22 protein-coding genes and 1 pseudogene are annotated in these 19,723 nt (G+C 67.7%); 18 read left to right on the top strand and 5 right to left on the bottom strand.

Annotation, left to right across the window (positions count from 1 at the left end; all coding sequences use genetic code 11):
• Nucleotides 1–119: 119 nt before the first annotated feature.
• From rplS to QSJ59_RS04645, 9 genes are all read left to right on the top strand, one after another.
• Nucleotides 120–479 (top strand): 50S ribosomal protein L19, encoded by a 360-nt coding sequence (rplS, locus tag QSJ59_RS04685; protein WP_285757434.1) that lies wholly within the window; start codon nucleotides 120–122, stop codon nucleotides 477–479.
• Between the two features lie 74 nt (nucleotides 480–553).
• Nucleotides 554–1,561: a signal peptidase I gene (lepB, locus tag QSJ59_RS04680; RefSeq protein WP_432707419.1), complete on the top strand. Its 1,008-nt coding sequence runs from the start codon at nucleotides 554–556 to the stop codon at nucleotides 1,559–1,561.
• Between the two features lie 116 nt (nucleotides 1,562–1,677).
• The gene (locus QSJ59_RS04675; RefSeq protein ID WP_285757432.1) at nucleotides 1,678–2,010 is read left to right on the top strand and encodes a DUF2469 domain-containing protein; all 333 of its coding nucleotides are present in this window, start codon (nucleotides 1,678–1,680) and stop codon (nucleotides 2,008–2,010) included.
• Between the two features lie 85 nt (nucleotides 2,011–2,095).
• Nucleotides 2,096–2,476 (top strand): hypothetical protein, encoded by a 381-nt coding sequence (locus QSJ59_RS04670; protein WP_285757431.1) that lies wholly within the window; start codon nucleotides 2,096–2,098, stop codon nucleotides 2,474–2,476.
• A gap of 138 nt (nucleotides 2,477–2,614) precedes the next feature.
• Nucleotides 2,615–2,992 (top strand): YraN family protein, encoded by a 378-nt coding sequence (locus QSJ59_RS04665; RefSeq protein WP_285757430.1) that lies wholly within the window; start codon nucleotides 2,615–2,617, stop codon nucleotides 2,990–2,992.
• On the top strand, nucleotides 2,993–4,522 hold the full coding sequence (locus QSJ59_RS04660; RefSeq protein WP_285757429.1) for a YifB family Mg chelatase-like AAA ATPase: 1,530 nt from the start codon (nucleotides 2,993–2,995) through the stop codon (nucleotides 4,520–4,522). It abuts the gene before it with no gap.
• Nucleotides 4,519–5,688: a DNA-processing protein DprA gene (gene dprA / locus QSJ59_RS04655; RefSeq protein WP_432707418.1), complete on the top strand. Its 1,170-nt coding sequence runs from the start codon at nucleotides 4,519–4,521 to the stop codon at nucleotides 5,686–5,688. Before QSJ59_RS04660 ends, dprA begins: the two co-directional genes overlap by 4 nt.
• 175 nt (nucleotides 5,689–5,863) lie before the next feature.
• Nucleotides 5,864–6,226 carry a RidA family protein gene (locus tag QSJ59_RS04650; RefSeq protein ID WP_285757428.1) on the top strand — a complete coding sequence of 121 codons (363 nt, stop codon included), beginning with the start codon at nucleotides 5,864–5,866 and terminating at the stop codon, nucleotides 6,224–6,226.
• Nucleotides 6,227–6,352: 126 nt separating this feature from the next.
• Entirely contained in the window at nucleotides 6,353–7,270 is a 918-nt protein-coding gene (locus tag QSJ59_RS04645; RefSeq protein ID WP_285757427.1) for a tyrosine recombinase XerC, read from the top strand.
• Nucleotides 7,271–7,384: 114 nt separating this feature from the next.
• On the opposite strand, the pseudogene QSJ59_RS04640 reads toward QSJ59_RS04645, so the two are convergent.
• Nucleotides 7,385–7,561, bottom strand: a pseudogene (locus QSJ59_RS04640) (M23 family metallopeptidase); the annotation flags it as partial.
• Here QSJ59_RS04640 and QSJ59_RS04635 point away from each other — a divergent pair.
• From QSJ59_RS04635 to QSJ59_RS04610, 6 genes are all read left to right on the top strand, one after another.
• On the top strand, nucleotides 7,490–7,720 hold the full coding sequence (locus QSJ59_RS04635) for a hypothetical protein (RefSeq protein WP_285757426.1): 231 nt from the start codon (nucleotides 7,490–7,492) through the stop codon (nucleotides 7,718–7,720). The pseudogene QSJ59_RS04640 and the gene QSJ59_RS04635 sit on opposite strands and share 72 nt — an antisense overlap.
• Before the next feature lie 374 nt (nucleotides 7,721–8,094).
• On the top strand, nucleotides 8,095–9,015 hold the full coding sequence (rpsB, locus tag QSJ59_RS04630; RefSeq protein WP_285757425.1) for a 30S ribosomal protein S2: 921 nt from the start codon (nucleotides 8,095–8,097) through the stop codon (nucleotides 9,013–9,015).
• Between the two features lie 47 nt (nucleotides 9,016–9,062).
• On the top strand, nucleotides 9,063–9,899 hold the full coding sequence (tsf, locus tag QSJ59_RS04625) for a translation elongation factor Ts (RefSeq protein ID WP_285757424.1): 837 nt from the start codon (nucleotides 9,063–9,065) through the stop codon (nucleotides 9,897–9,899).
• 136 nt (nucleotides 9,900–10,035) lie between these two features.
• Nucleotides 10,036–10,803 (top strand): UMP kinase, encoded by a 768-nt coding sequence (gene pyrH, locus QSJ59_RS04620; RefSeq protein ID WP_432707417.1) that lies wholly within the window; start codon nucleotides 10,036–10,038, stop codon nucleotides 10,801–10,803.
• A gap of 53 nt (nucleotides 10,804–10,856) precedes the next feature.
• The gene (gene frr / locus QSJ59_RS04615) at nucleotides 10,857–11,414 is read left to right on the top strand and encodes a ribosome recycling factor (protein ID WP_285757423.1); all 558 of its coding nucleotides are present in this window, start codon (nucleotides 10,857–10,859) and stop codon (nucleotides 11,412–11,414) included.
• 3 nt (nucleotides 11,415–11,417) lie between these two features.
• Nucleotides 11,418–12,359 carry a phosphatidate cytidylyltransferase gene (locus QSJ59_RS04610; protein ID WP_432707416.1) on the top strand — a complete coding sequence of 314 codons (942 nt, stop codon included), beginning with the start codon at nucleotides 11,418–11,420 and terminating at the stop codon, nucleotides 12,357–12,359.
• Between the two features lie 175 nt (nucleotides 12,360–12,534).
• Here QSJ59_RS04610 and QSJ59_RS04605 read toward each other — a convergent pair whose 3' ends face one another.
• Together QSJ59_RS04605 and QSJ59_RS04600 are read right to left on the bottom strand one after the other, a co-directional pair.
• The gene (locus tag QSJ59_RS04605; protein ID WP_285757422.1) at nucleotides 12,535–12,918 is read right to left on the bottom strand and encodes a hypothetical protein; all 384 of its coding nucleotides are present in this window, start codon (nucleotides 12,916–12,918) and stop codon (nucleotides 12,535–12,537) included.
• A gap of 103 nt (nucleotides 12,919–13,021) precedes the next feature.
• Nucleotides 13,022–14,107: a suppressor of fused domain protein gene (locus tag QSJ59_RS04600; RefSeq protein WP_285757421.1), complete on the bottom strand. Its 1,086-nt coding sequence runs from the start codon at nucleotides 14,105–14,107 to the stop codon at nucleotides 13,022–13,024.
• Between the two features lie 195 nt (nucleotides 14,108–14,302).
• Between QSJ59_RS04600 and rlmN the strand changes: the two genes are divergently transcribed.
• Nucleotides 14,303–15,400, top strand: coding sequence for a dual-specificity RNA methyltransferase RlmN (gene rlmN, locus QSJ59_RS04595; protein WP_285757420.1), 1,098 nt, complete (start codon nucleotides 14,303–14,305; stop codon nucleotides 15,398–15,400).
• A 33-nt stretch (nucleotides 15,401–15,433) separates the two neighbouring features.
• Nucleotides 15,434–15,901 carry a VTT domain-containing protein gene (locus tag QSJ59_RS04590; RefSeq protein WP_285757419.1) on the top strand — a complete coding sequence of 156 codons (468 nt, stop codon included), beginning with the start codon at nucleotides 15,434–15,436 and terminating at the stop codon, nucleotides 15,899–15,901.
• Nucleotides 15,902–15,937: 36 nt separating this feature from the next.
• On the opposite strand, the gene QSJ59_RS04585 is transcribed toward QSJ59_RS04590, so the two are convergent.
• Both QSJ59_RS04585 and QSJ59_RS04580 read right to left on the bottom strand, forming a co-directional pair.
• A complete protein-coding gene (locus QSJ59_RS04585) occupies nucleotides 15,938–16,381 on the bottom strand; it encodes an Lrp/AsnC family transcriptional regulator (RefSeq protein WP_285757418.1) in 444 nt (147 codons plus the stop codon).
• Nucleotides 16,382–16,554: 173 nt separating this feature from the next.
• A complete protein-coding gene (locus tag QSJ59_RS04580) occupies nucleotides 16,555–18,165 on the bottom strand; it encodes a PucR family transcriptional regulator (protein ID WP_285757417.1) in 1,611 nt (536 codons plus the stop codon).
• A 171-nt stretch (nucleotides 18,166–18,336) separates the two neighbouring features.
• On the opposite strand from QSJ59_RS04580, the gene QSJ59_RS04575 reads away from it, so the two are divergent.
• Nucleotides 18,337–19,629 carry an aspartate aminotransferase family protein gene (locus tag QSJ59_RS04575; protein ID WP_285757416.1) on the top strand — a complete coding sequence of 431 codons (1,293 nt, stop codon included), beginning with the start codon at nucleotides 18,337–18,339 and terminating at the stop codon, nucleotides 19,627–19,629.
• Nucleotides 19,630–19,723: the final 94 nt, after the last annotated feature.

Here is a 19,723-nt window from a genome sequence, read left to right as displayed (position 1 = left end):
GGCTGTCGGCCCCCGGTGGCCGCACGCTTGACGAGGCAGCCTTTGTTTTGAACCCAGCAGATCCGCCCGCGCGAGCGCTATCCGTCGCCGCGGCGCGCTTTCGATGAGGAACCGCTGAGATGCACACCGCCATTCAGGAGCTTGAGAAGGCCCAGCTGCGCTCCGACGTGCCCGACTTCCGTCCGGGCGACACTCTGAACGTTCACGTTCGGGTCACCGAGGGCAACCGGTCCCGGGTCCAGCTCTTCAAGGGCGTTGTGATCCGGCGACAGGGCTCGGGCAGCCGCGAGACCTTCACCGTTCGCAAGATCAGCTACGCCGTCGGCGTGGAGCGCACCTTCCCGGTGCACACCCCCGTGATCGAGAAGATCGAGGTGGTCTCCCGCGGTCGCGTCCGTCGCGCCAAGCTGTACTACCTGCGCAACCTGCGCGGCAAGGCCGCTCGTATCCGCGAGCGCCGGGAGCCGGTCAAGCGCTAGTTTTTGTTTTCGCGTCTCGCGCGTTAGGCGTCTTACCGGTGTAAGGCATCGGGCTGGGCTAGGCTTCAGTGCCGATGAGCAACGACGATCTGCCTTCTCGCCCGACCGAGAACAGCGACACCGACCCCGAGACCACCCGAGAGCAATCAGGTGGTCCGGTCGAGGACTCTGGCTCTCCCATGTCCACGCATGGGGGAGCCAGCGCTGTTGTAGGAGACGAACAGGCCAGCACAGGGGAGACCCCGGACGCCACCATGAGTGCTAAGAAAACGGGCGAAGAGAAGCAGGGGTCGTTCTGGAAAGAACTCCCCATCCTGATCGTGATCGCCTTGGTACTGGCGTTCATCATCAAGACCTGGGTTGTCCAAGCGTTCTACATCCCGTCCAAGTCGATGGAGGACACCCTCCTCGTCGGTGACCGGGTCTTGGTCAACAAACTGGTCTACGAGTTCCGCGACATCAAGCGCGGCGACGTCATCGTCTTCAACGGCGGGGACTCCTGGGACGAACAGAACACCGTCGTTCTCGAGGAGCCGACCAACCCCGTCTCCAAGTTCTTCAACTGGGTCGGGCAGCAGGTCGGTGTGGCCCCCACGGGCAAGGACTACATCAAGCGCGTCATCGGTCTTCCCGGTGACACCGTCGAGTGCTGTGACGAGCAGGGCCGAGTGCTGGTCAACGGCACGCCCTTGGACGAGACCTACCTCTACCCGGGCAGCCTGGAGACCCACCAGGAGTTCGGCCCGGTCACGGTTCCCGACGGCCGGCTGTGGGTCATGGGCGACCATCGCGCGGTCTCCTACGACTCCCGCATGCACCAGGCCGACACCGGTGGCGGCAGCGTCCCCGAGGAGTCCGTCGTGGGCCGTGCCTTCGTCATCGTCTGGCCCCTGAACCGGATCGCGACACTTCCCATCCCCGATACGTTCACCGCACTCAACGAGAAGACCGCCGCCGCCGCGGCTGCGGCTGCCCCGTTGGCACTCGGGGCCCTCGCCGCGGTCCCCGTTCACCTGGTCGGTCGCGGCTACCTGTCCCGCCGTCGCGCCGACGGCACAGATCCGGATACTTGCCGAGAATAGCGGCGGGTAGTTGACACATACCGCATCATGGGTGCTGGGGGCGTTCCTGGCCCCGCACGGAAACACGCAGGGCCGGGCCGCAAACGGGGAGAGGCACGACGAAAGCGAGCTGTTCGATGAGTTCTGAGGACCTGGAGAAGTACGAAGCCGAGATGGAGCTCCAGCTCTATCGCGAATACCGTGACGTCGTCGGGTTGTTCAGTTACGTGGTGGAGACCGAACGCAGGTTCTATCTCACCAACCACGTGGACCTCCAGCCGCGATCCACCGAGAACGGCGAGATGTACTTCGAGGTCGCCATGCAGGACGCATGGGTCTGGGACATGTACCGCCCGGCCCGGTTCGTGAAGAACGTCCGTGTGGTGACCTTCAAGGACGTCAACGTCGAGGAGATCACCAAGGCCGACCTGGAGATCCCTCCCGACGGCAGCACCCCGGCCGAGGAGTGAGAGCGGCCCGGGCGGCGCGACCGATGGTGGAGACGGCCCCGACCGGGTAGTCCGGTACCCAAGGACCGATGACCTTGGAGGGAACATGGACGACCACCAGCCCGGAGCCGACGCCGCCCGGACCAACCAGGCCCGCACCGAGCCCCTGCCCGCCACCCCCGAATCAGACCCCGGCCAGCGAGCGGTACGCCGTAACGAAGAGCTCGGTGCGCACGGAGCCGCCGCGCAGTCCCCGGTACGCGGGGAAGTTCCCGGTGAGGGCGAACAGGTGCTGAACCGCATCCGCGCGGGAGTCCCCGCGGCAGACGCGCCTCTGGACGCCCCCGGGGTCCAAGCAGCCCGCAGCCATCCCGATGGTGACGACGGCTGGCAACTCAGCCAGGTGGCCAACTCTGTTCGGGGCCGCCCCGACGGCGAGGTCGACACGCGGGCTGATCAGCCCGCCAACGGTTCCGAAACCCCCTGACCGGTACCGATCGGATCAGTGACGGTCTCGACGCGTGGTCCCGCTTTCCCTGCGGTGGAATAGTTGTCCACAGATCGCCCGGTCGTCGTCCCGTGCCCCTGCCGCGCCACCGCATGGTGGAAGCCGGAGGTGGTGCACATGCTCACCCGAGCACAGGCGCAGGCCCGACACCGGCGCGAACTGGGGCGGCGTGGAGAGGAAGTCGCAGCGGCCTATCTGAGGCGTGCAGGGATGCGCGTCCTCGACCGCAACTGGCGTCGTGCCGACGGCGAGATCGATATCGTCGCCCGCTGGGGGACCACACTGGTGGTCGTCGAGGTCAAGACCCGGACCGGTACGCGGTTCGGCGGTCCTGTCGAAGCCGTGGACGATCGCAGACGGGCGCGATTGCGCAGCCTCGGCCATCGGTGGGCCCGAGGACACGACATGCGTGCCAGGATCCGTGTCGACGTCCTGGGGGTGCTGGCGCGCCCCGGCGGACGGTGGTTCGTCCGCCACCAGCGCGGGGTGGCCTAGATGGCTCTGGCGCGTACCCACGCCGTGGCCCTTCTCGGAGTGGAGGGCCACGGCGTCGAGGTCGAGGCACACCTGGGCAACGGTCCGGCGGGACTGACCATCGTCGGCCTGCCCGACGCGGCGTTGCGCGAGGCCCGTGACCGCATCCGCGCGGCCATACTCAACAGCGGCGAGCAATGGCCCGAAGAACACATCACCATCAGCCTGTCCCCGGCCAGCCTGCCCAAGCGCGGCAGCGGGTTCGACCTCAGCATCGCCGCCGCGGTCCTCGCCGCCAACGGGGCCATCCCGGTCGAGGGCATCCACGACGCCGTGTTACTGGCCGAACTCGCCCTCGACGGACGGACCCGCGCGATCAGGGGAGTGCTGCCCATGGTCCTTGCCGAGACCGGCCGCGGTCGACGTACGGTCGTCGTCGCACGCGGAAACGCGGAGGAGGCCGGACTGGTGGCCGACGCCGACGTGGTCGCAGTGGGCTCCCTGGCCGAACTCGTCGCCCGATTACGCGGCCGCCCCGATGTCTCGGAGTCCTTTCCCCACGAACAACCCCGGCCGGTGGAGCCCATGGCCCCCGGCCCCCGCCCCGACCTCGCCGACGTCCTGGGGCAGCCCGTCGCCCGCAAAGCGGTCGAGATCGCTGCCGCGGGAGGTCACAACACCTTCTTGTTGGGGCCGCCCGGCACGGGCAAGAGTCTGCTCGCAGAACGGTTGCCCACCATCCTTCCCCGGCTCAGTACGGCGGACTCCATCCAGGTCACCGCGATCCACTCCTGCGCGGGCACCCTGCCCCACGGCAGGCCGCTGATCACGGAGCCCCCCTTCTGCGATCCCCACCACACGGCCACCCGCGCGGCCATCGTCGGAGGCGGTGCCGGCCAACTGCGCCCCGGCGCAGTCAGCCTCTCCCACTGCGGGATCCTGTTCATCGACGAGGCGCCGGAGTTTCCCCGCGGTGTCCTCGATTCCCTGCGCCAGCCGTTGGAGAGCGGCGAGATCCTGATCGCCCGGGCCGCGGCCACCGCCCGCTTCCCCGCCCGTTTCCAGCTGGTGCTCGCGGCCAACCCCTGCCCCTGCGGCAAGCCGGGGGCCGCCTGTGTCTGCTCCTCGCTCACCCGCCGGCGCTACCTCGCCAGGCTCTCCGGACCGTTGCTGGACCGGGTCGACCTCACCGTCGAGCTGCCACCGGTGACACGGGCCGAGCTCCTGGCCGACCGTGTCCGCGCCGAATCCTCCGAGGTCGTGGCGGCCAGGGTCCTCCACGCTCGGCAACGCGCCGCCGCTCGGCTCTCCGGTACTCCCTGGTCCTGCAACGCCGGCATCCCGGGCGCCGAACTACGCCGAAGATTCCCGCTCCGGCCCGAAGCCCTGCGTGTCCTTGGGCGCGCAATGGATCGGGGCGAGGTCAGCGCCCGAGGAGCGGACCGAATCATTCGATTGGCCTGGACGATCGCGGATCTGGGCGACCGCCCTGCCCCAAACGCCGAGGACACCGGATACGCCTTCACGCTTTGGTCGGGGACGGCCCGGTGAGCGCCGGAACCTGCACCGACGACGCCGTGGCCAGGGCGGGGCTCACCGCCATCGCCATGCCGGGGGATCCCCTGATGCGCACACTCCTGGAGCATCATCCACCGGAACTGATCTGGTCGGCGCTGCGCGCCGGGAGCCCGCTCCTCTCGACAGCCGATGACCCCGCCAAGGCCGCGCGGTTGCGGCGGTGGCAGGCGAAGGCCAAGGAAGTGGACACCGATGTACTGCTGACCCTTGCGGCAGAGGCAGGTATCCGATTGGTGGTCCCGAGCGACCCTGAGTGGCCCAGCCAACTCGAATCACTCGGCCCGACCCGTCCCTGTGCGCTATGGGTTCGAGGCGCGCACGACTTGCGCAATGCCTGCCTGCGCTCCGTGGCGGTAGTCGGAGCAAGGGCCGCTACCGCATACGGCCTCCACGTTGCGGGAGAGCTCTCCCACACGCTCTCCGAGCGCGGGTGGAGCGTGGTGTCAGGAGGCGCCTACGGAATCGACGGCGCCGCCCACCGGGGGGCGTTGGCCGGTAGCTGCGCCACCGTCGTCGTACTGGCCTGTGGCCTGGATGTCGGATACCCGCGCGGGCACGATCGGCTTTTCACCGATATCGCCGAGCGAGGGGTCCTGGTCAGCGAGCATCCGCCAGGGGCGGTCCCCACCCGTAAAGCGTTCCTCGTACGCAATCGGATCATCGCCGCCCTCACCCCCGGCACCGTGGTTGTCGAGGCCGGTACACGCAGCGGCGCCATCAACACCGCCACACATGCCCGTGACCTCCTCCGTGTATTGATGGCAGTACCCGGGCCGGTCACCTCCGCTCTGTCGGCAGGCTGCCACCGGCTGCTGCGCGACTGGCAGGCAGTGTGCGTCACCGATGCCCACGACATCATCGAACAGGTCGGTCACATCGGTGCAGACCTGCGTCCGGACGACGCGCCGTTGTTGGAGCACGACGACCTCGACGCAACCGCTCGCACCCTCGTGGCCGCACTGTCCACAACCGAGGAGGCCGGCGCGGTCGCGGTTGCCTCCGCTACCGGTCTCGATCTCGACGCTGTGTTGCGCGGGCTCGGCCTCCTCGCGGCCGCCGGGCACGTCGAGAGAGTCGGTGCGGGCTGGCGTGTCAGATCCCGAAAACACCGGGGAAGCCAGGGCAGAGACGTTCGGTGATCTCCTCCCCGGCAGGGGGCCATCCGGGACTAGGACGGTGTCGGCCGGGTAGCCCATACTGCATCGGCTGGCTGCCGGCGCATGTGCTGCGCCGGCAGCCAGCCGCAAGGAGCTGAGAAAGGAGGCGCGGCGCTGTTTCCCTGCCCAGACCGGGGCGCGTGCGCCGCGATTGCCGATGAGCAAGAGCTACAGCCCGGCGGTGGTCGCCGATGGACCATTGATCTTCGTTTCCGGACAGGTTCCCGAGGCGGAGGATGGGAGCGTTCGCGAAGGCGATGCCATCGCCCAGGCCCGTCAGGTCCTGCGCAATCTCGAAGCTGCGCTCGAACCCCATGGTGCCGACCGTCGTCACATCGTCAAGCTCACGTACTACCTGCGTCACATCGCCGACCTCGCCGCCCTGCGCTCGGTACTCGCGGAGTTCTTGGTGCACCATCCCCGCCCGGCCGCCACACTCGTCGAGGTGAGCGGCCTTCTCGACTCTCGCTACCTGCTGGAGATCGACGCTGTCGCGGTTCTCCCGCCGCCTTCTCCCTGACCGTGGGCTCCACACCGGCCGGGGCGGTTGCCGTCGGCCGGTGGTTCTGGTGGGGAAAGTCGTGGTCGTCGACGAAGAGCAGCGTGTCCTGGTTCGGTGTCGGGCAAAACAGGGCAGTCTGGTTCTATGGTCGATTCCGAATCCGCGCCATCCGGGGAAGCCCTTGAGGTGCTCGCTGACTTCGAGCGACATCTCGCCATCGAACTCGGGCGATCAGAGCATACGGTCCGGGCCTACCTCGCCGATGTGCGCGGGCTTCTGGAACATCTGAGCACGGCCGGTGCTGTTCTCTCCGAACTCGATCTGCCGACGATACGCGGTTGGCTCGGGGACCAGCACAGCACCGGCGTAAGCCGGGCCACGCTTGCGCGCCGGATCGCCTCGACCCGTGTCTTCACGGCTTATCTCTGCCGTACCGGTCGGCTCGCCGATGATCCCGGACCGTTGCTGTCAAGACCTCGGCAGCAACGCGTTCTACCGGTCGTTCTTGACGAGAGACAAGCCGTTACCGCGATGACCATGGCGGACGGCGACGATTCGCCGGCTGCCCTACGTCGGGGTGCGGTGGTCGAGGTCCTGTACGGCACCGGCGTCCGGGTCGCTGAATTGTGCGGTTTGGACCTGGACGACCTGGACCGCGAGCGGCGTACTGTGCGGGTCCTGGGCAAAGGGGCCAAAGAGCGGGTGGTGCCGATCGGCCATCCCGCGGTTGTCGCACTGGAACGCTGGCTGGGCGCCGGACGTCCGCGGTGGGCCACGCCGGAGAGCGGTCCCGCGTTGTTCCTGGGGGCACGGGGAGCCCGGCTGGGCACACGTACCGCCCGCCGTGACGTGCACGACCAGATGGCGGTGGTCCGCGGTGCCGACATCGGTCCGCACGGACTGCGCCACAGCGCAGCCACCCACCTGCTCAACGGTGGCGCCGATCTGCGCAGCGTCCAGGAGATTCTCGGCCACTCCTCGTTGGCCAGCACCCAGATCTACACGCACGTCTCCATCGAGCGGCTGACCAGCACCTACAACCAGGCCCATCCGAGGGCCTGAAAACGTGTCCGACAGCGGCAGCAGCCGTATCCCGCCCCGGCCCAACAGCGCCAGCGGATCAAGATAGTCGCGCCCGTGCAGCAGACCCCAGTGCAGGCAGGGGCGCAACGGACAGTGGCGGGGCTCCGAAGAGAGCGTGCCGAGGGGAGCTCCAGCCCCCACCGGATCGCCGCGTCGCAGACCGGAGTCCACCGGAAGGTAAGTGGTACGCAGCCTCCCGTGCACGACCGTCACCACGGGAACTCCCGCTACCACTCCGGCGAACCCGACCAGCCCTTCGCCCGCGGCCAGTACCCGTGTCCCCGGAGCCGTCGCGAGGTCGACACCGCGATGGCCGGCGAGCCAGCGCTGTTCCGGCGGTTCGAAGCCGCGAAGGACGGTGATCTCGCCTGGGAGAGGCGAATGCCAGGGGCCCTCGTCGGCCAGGACGGGCGTGGGCGCCGCGAGTAGCAGCGCCCCCAGCAGGAGCAGCAGGCGAAGGGATCTCATAGCGACCATCCTGGGGGGCTTCGCCGGGCACGGTCCGGTCTGATCCGGTGGCTGTGGACAACCGTGAAGCCCCTGGTCGCCAGCGCGTTCCGAGGTCTGCGCAGCCCCTGGTCGCGGACAGGGGCGCCGCTGGCCCCGCGGGCGGTTAGAATCTTGTCGTGGTCCAGTACTGGACCACCTATCTCGCGCGTCCTCTTGCTTCCGCCAGTGGAGGACCGGGCTCACGGTCCGCGCCGAGTCCCCACCCGGGGGCAAAAGCGCGGCGGTCCGGTCGGGACGTCAGGAACAACCGAGGTGGGCGCCTCGCGTCCACCGCATCAAGGAAAGGCCGAGTCATGGCCACAGTCGTGACGATCCGTCAGCTGCTCGAAAGCGGCGTCCACTTCGGGCACCAGACCCGTCGTTGGAACCCCAAGATGAAGCGCTTCATCTTCACCGAGCGCAACGGCATCTACATCATCGACCTGCAGAAGTCGCTGGCCTACATCGACCGCGCCTTCGAGTTCGTCAAGGAGACGGTTGCCCACGGCGGCACCATCCTCTTCGTCGGAACGAAGAAGCAGGCTCAGGAAGCCATTGACGAGCAGGCCCGCCGCGTCGGTATGCCCTTCGTGAACCAGCGCTGGCTGGGCGGCATGCTCACCAACTTCTCCACCGTGCACAAGCGCCTCCAGCGCCTCAAGGAGCTGGAAGAGGTCGACTTCGACGACGTCGCCGCCTCCGGTCTCACCAAGAAGGAACTGCTGGGCCTGCGTCGCGAGAAGGAGAAGCTGGAGCGCACCCTCGGTGGTATCCGCGACATGGCCCGCGTGCCGAGCGCGGTCTGGATCGTGGACACCAAGAAGGAGCACATCGCGATCAGCGAGGCTCGCAAGCTCAACATCCCGGTCGTGGCGATCCTCGACACCAACTGCGACCCCGACGAGGTCGACTTCCCGATCCCGGGCAACGACGACGCGATCCGCAGCGTCAGCCTGCTGACCCGCGTGGTCGCCGACGCCGTCGCCGAGGGCCTGCTGGTTCGCTCCGGTGGCGCCAGTGGCGAGCAGAAGGCCGCCGAGGAGCCGCTCGCCGAGTGGGAGCGCGAGCTGCTGGAGGGCAAGAGCGAGGCTCCGGCCGAGGCCCCCGCTGCGGAGTCCGAGGAGACCCCCGCCGCGGAGCCCGTGGCTGAGGAGACCCCCGCCGAGGAGCCGGCCACTGAGGAGCCTGCGGCCGCGACCGAGGCCCCCGCCGAGGCCGAGTCCAAGGAAGCCTAGAGCTCTCCTCTTCCCCGCCGATCCACTCCTACGGATAGAGAACAGTTATGGCGAACTACACCGCCGCCGACGTCAAGAAGCTGCGCGACCTCACCGGCGCCGGCATGATGGCGTGCAAGAAGGCCCTCGAGGAAGCAGAAGGCGACTTCGACAAGGCCGTCGAGGCACTGCGCATCAAGGGTGCCAAGGACGTCGGCAAGCGTGCCGAGCGCACCGCCGGCAACGGCCTTGTCGTCCTCCAGGCCGACGGCGAGACCTCCGCCGTTCTGCTGGAGCTCAACTGCGAGACCGACTTCGTCGCCAAGAACGACAAGTTCCAGGCGCTCGCCGCCGACCTCGCTTCCTTCATCGCCCGGACCTCTCCTGTCGATGTCGACGCCCTGCTCGCCTCCGACTACGCCGACGGCAAGACCGTCGCCAAGGTCATCGAGGAGAACAGCGCGGTGATCGGGGAGAAGCTGGAGATCCGTCGCTTCGCCAAGATCGACGGCGAGTACGTGGCCAGCTACATGCACAAGTCCGACCCCGACCTGCCTCCCACCCTGGGTGTGCTGGTCGAGCTGGACAAGGCGGACGCCGACGTCGCCAAGGACCTCGCGCAGCAGATCGCCGCGCTCGCGCCGAAGTACGTGAGCAAGGACGACGTTCCTGCCGAGATCGTCGAGAACGAGCGCCGTATCGCCGAGGCCACCGCCCGTGAGGAGGGCAAGCCCGAGCAGGCACTGCCCAAGATCATCGACGGACGCGTCAACGGCTTCTTCAAGGACGTGACGCTGCTCGGCCAGCCGTTCGTCAAGGAGAACAAGAAGACCGTCCAGAAGATCGTGGACGAGGCGGGCGTCTCCGTGCGCAGCTTCGTCCGGTTCAAGGTCGGCCAGAGCTAGAACGTTTGACATGATGCTGGGGTGCCGGGGAACGATTCCCCGGCACCTCCGCTGAATCTGGACCGTGCGAGGTCCTTCCGAGATCCGGGCGGACCCGCGCAGGAGTACCACCCGGGGAACAGAAGGAGGCCGCGCGATGCCGGACAACGGCGAGCAGGGCGCAGCAGACGGACCTGCCATGTACGACACCGGCTGGGGGCGAGTCGTCCTCAAGCTGTCGGGCGAGGCGTTCGCCGGCGACGAGCAGCTCGGCATCTCTCCGGATGTGGTCCGCTACGTCGCGGACGCGATCGCGGAGGCGGTCGCCAAGGGCATCCAGGTGGCCGTGGTCATCGGCGGCGGCAACATGCTCCGCGGCGCGCAGATGTCCGAGGGCGGTATGGAGCGCGGCCGTGCCGACTACATGGGCATGCTCGGCACCGTCATCAACTGCCTCGCTCTCCAGGACTTCCTGGAGCGTCTCGGCGTCGACACCCGGGTTCAGACCGCGATCCACATGAGCCAGGTCGCCGAGGCATACATTCCGCGACGGGCCATCCGCCACCTGGAGAAGGGCCGCGTCGTGATTTTCGGTGGCGGCCTCGGAGCCCCGTTCTTCTCCACCGACACCGCGGCCGCTCAGCGCGCGCTGGAGATCGGTGCGCAGGCCGTGCTCAAGGGAACCCAGGTCGACGGGGTCTACGACGCCGACCCGCGCAAGGATGCGGGCGCCAAGAAGTTCGACCGTCTCGACTACAACGAAGTGCTCACCCGCGGACTCAAGGTCATGGACGCCACCGCGGTGAGCCTGTGCATGGACAACGGTCTGCCGATCGTGGTTTTCGACCTCATGGGGCAGGGCAATATTGTCCGCGCCGTGAAGGGGGAGAAGATCGGCACGATTGTGTGTCCCGCTGACGCCTGACACGCGTCGCCCAGTCTCCACCAACGCCGGTAAGCGACACACGGGAGCCCGAAATGATCGAAGAGACCCTCCTCGAAGCCGAGGAGAAGATGGAGAAGGCCGTCCTTGTCGCCAAGGAGGACTTCGCCTCGATCCGTACCGGGCGTCCCGGCCCGGCCACCTTCAACCGGATCGCCGCCGAGTACTACGGCACGATGACCCCGATCAACCAGCTGGCCTCCTTCCAGGTTCCGGAGCCGCGCATGGTGGTCATCTCGCCGTTCGACAAGGGTTCGGTGCAGGCCATCGAGAAGGCGATCCGCAACAGCGACCTCGGCGTCAACCCCGCCAACGACGGCAACATCATCCGGGTGGTGTTCCCCGACCTCTCGGAGGAGCGCCGCAAGGAGTACGTCAAGGTCGTGCGGACCAAGGCCGAGGACGGTAAGGTCTCCATCCGCAATGTGCGTCGGCATGCCAAAGACACCTTCGACAAGGCCGTCAAGGCCGGCGAGGTCGGCGAGGACGACGGCCGACGCGCCCAGGATGAGCTCGAAGAGCTCACCCAGAAGTACGTCGCGTCGATCGACGAGCTGCTGAAGCACAAGGAAGCAGAACTGCTCGAGGTCTGATTCTTGTCCAACTCTGAGGCGACCGAGGGCATCGTTCCCGGCGACACACCCCAACCGGGTGGCACCGGCGCCGCTCCCCCCGAGGACGGCGCCAAGCGGTTCGCTCTGCACAAGCCCGACGGCCAGCCCGTACGCACCGGGCGCAACCTTCCGCTGGCAATCGGCAGCGGGGTTGCGCTGGGCGCGATCGTGCTGTTGGCCATCCTGCCGTTCCCGCCGGCGTTCATCCTGATCACCTCGATCGCCGTGCTTCTGGGCGTCCGGGAACTGCGCCGGGCCTTCACCGCGCGGGGCATCGAGATGTCGCCGATCCCCGTCATCGCGGGCGGCCTGGTGATACAGGCGGCCGCGTTCTTCGGCGGTCCGGTCTGGCTGGTCGGATCGCTGGCGCTCACCGCCATCATCACCCTGTCCTGGCGGTTGCGCGGCGGAGCCAGCGGTTACGTCCGCGACTCGGCTGCCAATCTCTTCACCTTGCTCTACCTGCCGTTCCTGCTCAGCACCTGGCTGTTGCTGCTGGCTGCCCCGGAGGACGGCCAGCAGCGGCTCATGGCGTTCATCATCGTGACGATCAGCAGCGACATCGGTGGGTACTTCGCCGGAATCCTGTTCGGTCGGCACAAGATGGCACCGGTCATCAGCCCGAACAAGACGTGGGAGGGCTTCACCGGATCGGTGCTGGCCTGCATGACCGCGGGTGCCCTTACCGTCCACTTCATGCTGGACGGGCCGGTGTGGGTGGGAATCGTCCTGGGGGCGGCGGTGGTCCTCGCCGCGACCGTGGGCGACTTGATCGAGTCCCTGGTCAAGCGTGATTTCGGCATCAAGGACATGGGCCGGTTCATGCCGGGGCACGGAGGACTGCTGGACCGGGTGGACTCCCTGCTCATCGCAGGTCCGGTCGCCTGGGTCGTTCTCGCGCTGCTGCTCCCGGTCAGCGGTTGAGTAATCCTTGGAAGGGGCGGGTGGTGCATGCCCACCCGCCCCTTCTTGATTCTGGTATCCGAAGGGAGCACGGTAAAAACACCGGCACTGCGTCGAGTTGATACCGTCCGGACGTCCTGCTGCGTGATGTGCCGAGCCGTACCGAGCCTCCCGGCGAGGGACAGCGTCCGAGGAGTCAGCCGGAGGAATCGGGCCGTGCAGAGCTCTCGGTGACGGCTGCGGGTTCCTCCAGGCGTTGTCCGCAGATGCGGCAGCGCAGGGCGTGCTTGGGGTTGGGGGCCTGACAGGTCGAGCACGGCGCCGTTCCCACGCCCTCGTCGAGTGCGCGAACCAGCGATCCCAGATGTTCGTCGGTTGCGGCGGCGTGCGCTGCACACAAACCTTCGCAGAAGGCCACCACCTGCTCCGGGGGCAGCGTCACCGGGCGCCCCTCTCGGGTGGTGACCCGGTAGGTCTCCCGGCCGTGGCCCTCGTGAAAGGTCAGCAGCCCTTCCTGTTGGGCCAGGCGCAGCAGGGTGCTCAGATAGGCGTGGGTGCCGCGTTCGAGCAAGGGGAACACGCCGGTCACCTTTCGGTTCGTTTGCGCGGTGGTGGACAGGCTCCCAGGTTAGCCATGGCAGGGGGAGTCCCGGACGCTGAAGCCGGGGTGTCCGTCCGGGCCCTTAGCCCAGGATCCAGCTGCGGCCCTCGGCAGCGAGTTTGGCCACCAGGGTCTCGGCGTCGTGCTCCTTGGCGAACAGGTGCTCGGGCCGGGTGATGGGGACGACCCACAGCCAGTTGACCGGGTCGCCGTGGAAGGACAATCCCGAGAGGTCCGGTGGCGGGGCCCAGCTCGGTCCGGACAGTACGGCGGGATCGGACACCAGGAGTACCGCGGTGTGGTTGCCGCGCAGCGGGGAGTCCTCTCCGGCCTCCATCCACTTCACGCTGTGCCCGGGACCGAACCAGGTGACCGCGCGCCACGGGAAGGTGCCCAACCAGCGGAAGATCCGGGCGGCGACGTGTGGTGGCGTGGTCGTGGCCAGCGCCAGTTCGATCCGGGCATAGGCGGAGGTGTCGGCCATGTACCGGTCCAGGGTGGGCATGCGCTGCCCGCACATGCCCACTGTGCTCAGCACGGTGTAGGGCCGGTCCGGCGTCGGCGGACGTTCGGAGACGCGGATCAGCGGGTCGTGGCCGTCGGAGACGTCCCAGTAGTGTCCGGGAGGGCCGACGCCCTGGTTCAGGTGGTTGAACACCGAGCGCTGCACGCTGCGCCACGCCCCGGAGGCCGCGCGCCAGGACCAGTACGCCTCCGCGTGCACCACGCGCGGCCACAACTGCCCGGCCACGTCGTCCAGCGCCCAGGCGTAGGAACTGCGTCCTATCGCCTCGCGTGAGTAACCGGGCAGGCCGCGGTCGGCCTCGGCCCATCCCGGGATGACCGCCAACAGGCCGTCGTCGTCCAGCAACGCGACTCCGTCCCCCTCCTCGAACCACACGGCCCGGAGGCGCTCGGCGTTCAACGCCGAACGTCCCTGGGGGTGTTTGGTGTAGTTCGCCGGCATCAGCGGGGCCCTGCCGGCGTACAGCCCGGAGGGGTCGCTGCTGTCGGGGGCCAGGGTGTGGTTGGCCAGCCAGACCGGAACCCGAACCTCCCCGCGCGGGTCCAGTAGATAGGCCGCGGTGGTCTGGGTGTCGTACTCCACGATGACCCGGCGACTGAGGTAGGGGCTGATCTCGTCGAGGAGAATACGCGTTGGGGCCACCGTGACTCCTCGTCGTTCGTCGTCACCCGCACGGTACCTGCCAGGCGCCGCATAGTATGGACGCCGGTGCCAGTATGGGCGGCACCTCCGCTTACCCGGAAAAACGTCGTAGTGGGCCCTAAAGTACCGCGAACGGCCTCTCCGCCGCTGCCCAAACCGCCCTATAGCCCCTTCACCGCGATCTTGGATCCCTTCATGCCTGCTGAGCTCACTTTCGTTGGACCGCGACGGGCCAAGCCGCCCCGCCACCTTGCCGACCTCGGCCCCGAGGAGCGCGCGGCCGTCGTGACCGAGCTCGGCGAGAAGCCGTTCCGGGCCAAACAATTGGCCCAGCACTACTTCGGGCACCTGGAGTCCGACACCGCGCAGATGACCGACCTTCCCGTCGAGTCCCGTGAACGCTTGGGGGAGGCGCTGCTGCCGCGCCTGTTGACCGTCGTGCGTCACATCACCTGCGACAACGGCATGACCCGCAAGACGTTGTGGCGGGCCTTTGACAACGTGCTGTTCGAATCGGTCCTGATGCGCTATCCCGATCGCGTCACGCTGTGCGTGTCCTCACAGGCCGGGTGCGGCATGAACTGCCCCTTCTGCGCCACTGGCCAGAACGGCCTCACCCGCAACCTCTCCACCGGCGAGATCGTGGACCAGATCGTCTCGGTCGCACGCGACCTGGAGCGCGGTGAGATCGCCGGCGGTCCGGGTCGCATCAGCAACATCGTCTTCATGGGTATGGGCGAGCCCCTCGCCAACTACAAGCGCGTCCTTGAGTCGGTACGGCGCATCACCGACCCGGTTCCCGGCGGTCTGGGGATCTCCCAGCGCGGAGTCACCGTCTCCACGGTCGGCCTGGTGCCCGCGATCGACAAGCTCATCGCCGAACGTCTCCAGGTGCGCCTGGCGGTTTCGCTGCACGCCCCCGACGACGAGCTGCGCGACGAACTCGTTCCGGTCAACAACCGGTGGAACGTCCGCGAAGTGCTGGACGCCGCATGGCGCTACTCCGACACCACCGGTCGGCGCGTCTCCATCGAATACGCCCTCATCCGTGACATCAACGACCAGGCATGGCGTGCCGACCTCTTGGGCAAGTTGCTGGCGGGCCGGCTCGCGCACGTCAACCTGATCCCCCTCAACCCCACCCCGGGGTCCAAGTGGACGGCATCGCGGCCCGAGGACGAGCGAGAGTTCGTTCGCCGCATCCAGGCGCACGGCGTTTCGGTGACGGTACGCGATACGCGCGGCCAGGAGATCGACGGAGCCTGCGGTCAGCTCGCCGCCGCCGAGAACTGATCCCGGCCGCGCCCGGCGCGAAAGGGCCTTCCCGTGACCGAGACCCTGTTCGCATTTCTGGTCGCGTTGGCCGCGTCACTGCTGCCGTTTCTCAACATCGAGGTCTACCTCGTCGGTGCGGCCGCACTGTTGGAGGACGGTTGGCTGCTGCCCATGGCGGTGGCTGCCGCGGCGGGGCAGACACTCGGCAAGGTGCCCTACTACTATGCCGGTCGCGGTGTGCTCACCGTCGGCTGGCTGCGTCGCAAGACCGAGAAGCCGGGCCGGTGGTCGGAGCGGGTCGCGAGCCTGCGTCAGAAGGCGGAGGGGCGCCCGTTGTGGACCGCCGGTCTGGTGGCGCTGAGTTCCTTCGCCAGTGTCCCGCCGTTCATGGTCGTCTCGGTACTGGCCGGAACGGTACGGATGCCACTGGCGGCGTTCGTCGTGGTCACCATGGTGACCCGCACTGCACGTTTCGCCGTCCTCGTCTACGCCCCCGGTGTGGCCGCCGGGTTGATGTAGGGCCGGGGAACAGTACCGGCCCGAATGCCCGACCGGCTAGCGGGTTCCCCAGGCGTAGGTCTGCTTGCGCAGTTTCAGGTACAGGAAACTTTCGGTACTGGTGACCGTGGGAACAGCCCTGATCCGACTGAGTATCTCCAGCAGCTGGTCGTCGTCCTCCGCCACGACCTCCACCAGCAGGTCGAGGGAACCGGCTGTGATGACCACGTATTCGATGCCCACCAGCTCGGAGATCTGGTCGGCGACGATGTTGAGGTCGCCGCTGCATCGGATACCGATCATGGCCTGTCGACTGAAGCCCAGCATCATCGGATCGGTCACGCCGACCACCTGAACCACACCGCCCTCCAACAGGCGCTGGACCCGTTGGCGTACCGCTGCTTCGGACAGTCCCACGGCCTTGCCGATCGCCGCGTACGAACGGCGTCCGTCCTGCTGGAGCTGCTCGATGATCCGCTTGGCCGTGTCGTCGAGAACCATGCCGCTCCCCCCGTTACGGCGTGTGGGGGGCGCTGTCTCAGCCTGATCGGCCACCTGTTCCCTCGCTTCTAGTCACTATTCTGGACAAATTTTCATGAATTGGTTGTCTGATGCATCTTCGACAACGAATTCAAAACTACTCCAGCCTTGAGTAACCGTAGCCTGAGTGGCCTTCATCCGGGCAATCGATCCCGGATGGAGTCCAGGGCGAGAAGCGCCACGTGCAGCGACAGGCACGCCTCCACCGACTCCAGGTCGACGTCCAACACGTGCGAGATCCGCCGCAGCCGCTCGTAGAACGCGGGCCGGGACAGGTGTGCCCGCGAGGAGGCCAGTGCCTTGTTGCGTCCCGACTCCAGGTAGTGCCGCAGCATCTCGGTGAGATCCACATCGTGCCGTGCGTCGTAGGCAAGGAGTGGTCCCAGTTCGCGCTCCACGTACACCTGAAGGCGCTCGTCGTCGCGGAACAGGTGCAGCAGCCCCCGGACGTGCAGGTCGGGAAGCCGGTAGTAGAGTCGATCGTCGGTCTGGCGCAGTGCGACGTCACCGACCTGCCGGGCTTCCAGGAACGACCGTCGGACCTGCCGGATGTTCTCCGTGCGTGAACCCACCGCGATCACCGAGCCGGCCCCGACACGCTCCCGCAGGAGGGCGGCGAGCCGGTCCAGGCATTCGTCCAACCCCTCCTTCGGGGGGACCTCCAACAAGATGCCGACCCGGACGTCGTCCAGCGAACCCACCAGCGCGGGCAGGCGCAGATCCCGGCAGGCGCGGGCGGCGGCCTCAGCCGTGTCGGCGAGTCTGGCCTGGGTGGCCAACCCCGTTCCGGCTTCGCGCAGTCGAAGGACCAGCCCGACCAGATTGCGCCCGTTCAGGGGGACTCCGACAGCTCGCGCTCTGACCAGGGCTTCTTCCGGATCTGAATAGGCACGGTCCACGATTCCGGCGATGATCGTACGGTGCGTCTGGCGTTCCAGGCTCTCCTGGTGCCGCTCCAGCAGCCGGCCCAGGGCCAGTGTGGTCGCGGCCCGTTCCACCAGGACCGTCTGGCGTCGGGTGGGGGAGGCGCCGCAGATCAGGATGAGCCGTCCCCAGTCCTGCCCCCGCGCGCCCACTGTGGTGACCAACCAGCCGGTCGCCGGGTCGTGCACGGTGCGCGTGCTGGTGCGTACCGCCCGGGACCGGTTCTCCCAAGCGGTGAGCAGGATTCCGGGATCCTCGCCGTTGAGGTCGCAGCCCAGCATCTGGTGGGTCAGGTTCTCCAGTACCACCGGGCAGCCCGACAACTGGGCTGCTTCACGCAGTACCTGGTCGGGCCGGGCCCCTTCAACCGACAACTCGGTGAACACCTCGTGCAGCCGCTCCGATTCGCGCAGCTCTTCCAACTGTTCGCTGACCACCCGGCTGTGCACCGCCTCGGTGATCTCCACGAACCGGGCCTCCCGGTCCAGCGAGATGACCGGCATGCCGACCTCCCGCGCCGCGTCCAGCAGGGCGTCGGGGAGACGCGTGTGGTACTTGCGGCCGAGTTCCACGGCGATGCCGCTCACGCCGACGGACGCCAGGTCGGTGACGTAGCGGCGCAGTGCCTGGTCGTCGTCGGGCATCGCGATGCCCGTGGTCAGGACGAGCTCGCCACCGCGAAGAAGGTGGGCGAGATCGGTGACCTCGGCGATGTGTACCCAGCGCACGGCCACGTCGAGGAGATCGATGCCCACCACGACCTTCGGCCGGGCACGTTGCAGGGCTGGCAGGTCCAGGACGTCGGCGAGTGTAGGAAGCACGGGCCGAGTGTACAAAGCTCATCACACCAGCTCGGGGCTATTGCAAGCGGGCGCGACCAGCCTTGTGGCTTACAGCATGATCCCCAGTATTTACATGATGTAAATTCCGCTGCCGCGATGTCAACAGCCTGGCGCTGGTCAGGAGAAGACTCAGGGATGAGACTTAGGACCATGTCGGATCTGCTCGCGCGGCACCGCGCAGTCATGCCCTCGTGGTTGTCCCTCTACTACGAAACGCCCATCGAGATCGTCAGCGGCAAGGGAAACCGGGTCGTCGACGCCGAGGGCAAAACCTACCTCGACTTCTTCGCCGGGATCGTCACCAACACACTCGGCTACGACGTCGCAGAGGTTCGGGAGGCGGTGGAGGCACAGCTCGCCCGAGGTGTCGTGCACACCTCCACCCTGTACCTCCTGCGTGGCCAGGTGGAGTTGGCGGAGAAGATCGCCCGGCTCTCCGCGATCCCCGATGCCAAGGTCTTCTTCACCAATTCCGGTACCGAGGCCAACGAGACCGCGCTGCTACTGGCTACCTGTGCACGGGGCACCGACCAGGTCCTTGCGATGCGCAACAGCTACCACGGCCGCTCCTACGGCACGATCGCCGTGACCGGGAACCGCGGCTGGAAGAACTCCTCGCTGTCCCCTCTCAACGTTCACTATCTGCACGGCACGGATCGGGACCGCCCGGCTTTCGCCGCCCTCTCCGACGCCGCGTACGTGGAGGCGTGCGTCGCCGACCTCCGAGACGTGCTGGCCACTGCCACCGCACCGGATGTCGCCTGTCTGATCGCCGAGCCGGTCCAGGGAGTCGGCGGCTTCGCCACTGCTCCCGACGGTCTGCTGGCCGCCTACAAAGAGGTCTTGGACGAGCACGGAATCCTCTTCGTCGCCGATGAGGTGCAGACCGGGTGGGGGCGCACCGGGTCAAACTTCTGGGGAATCGAGAACCACGGGGTCGCGCCGGATGCGATGACCTTCGCCAAGGGCCTGGGCAACGGTTTCGCCATTGGCGGAGTGGTGGCCCGCGGGGACCTGATGGACGGCCTCACCGCCAACGGCGTGGCCACCTTCGGGGGCAACCCCGTCTCCACCGCTGCGGCCAACGCCACTTTGGACTATCTCCTGGACCACGACCTCCAGGCCAACGCCGCGCGTCAGGGCGCACTCGTCCTCGAACGCCTCGCTCCGCTCGCCGAACTGTCCTCGGTAGGCGCGGTGCGCGGTCGTGGCCTGATGTTCGCCGTGGACATGGTGGATCCGGGCAGCGGTGCGCCCAGCCCGACGCTGGCCGCCGCTGTTTTGGAGCGCACCCGTCGGCTCGGGCTGCTCGTGGGCAAGGGGGGGCTGCACGGCCACACACTGCGTATGGCACCTCCCCTCACTCTCAGCGCCGAGGAGGCAGCCGAAGGCGCGGCCATCCTGGTCGAGGCGATCACCGGCGTCGACTCCGCGGCCGGCTGACCCCGGCTGCCCGTATGGCGGTCCGCCCCTGTGCCGACCGCTCCGATCGGTCTGCCCGCAGGGCCGCCGGGACCGCACCCCCAGCAAGCAGTAA

The sequence above is a fragment of the Nocardiopsis ansamitocini genome (genome assembly GCF_030268225.1).
In the GTDB taxonomy this organism is placed as follows: domain Bacteria; phylum Actinomycetota; class Actinomycetes; order Streptosporangiales; family Streptosporangiaceae; genus Nocardiopsis_D; species Nocardiopsis_D ansamitocini.
This window is presented reverse-complemented; position numbering and strand designations above follow the sequence as displayed.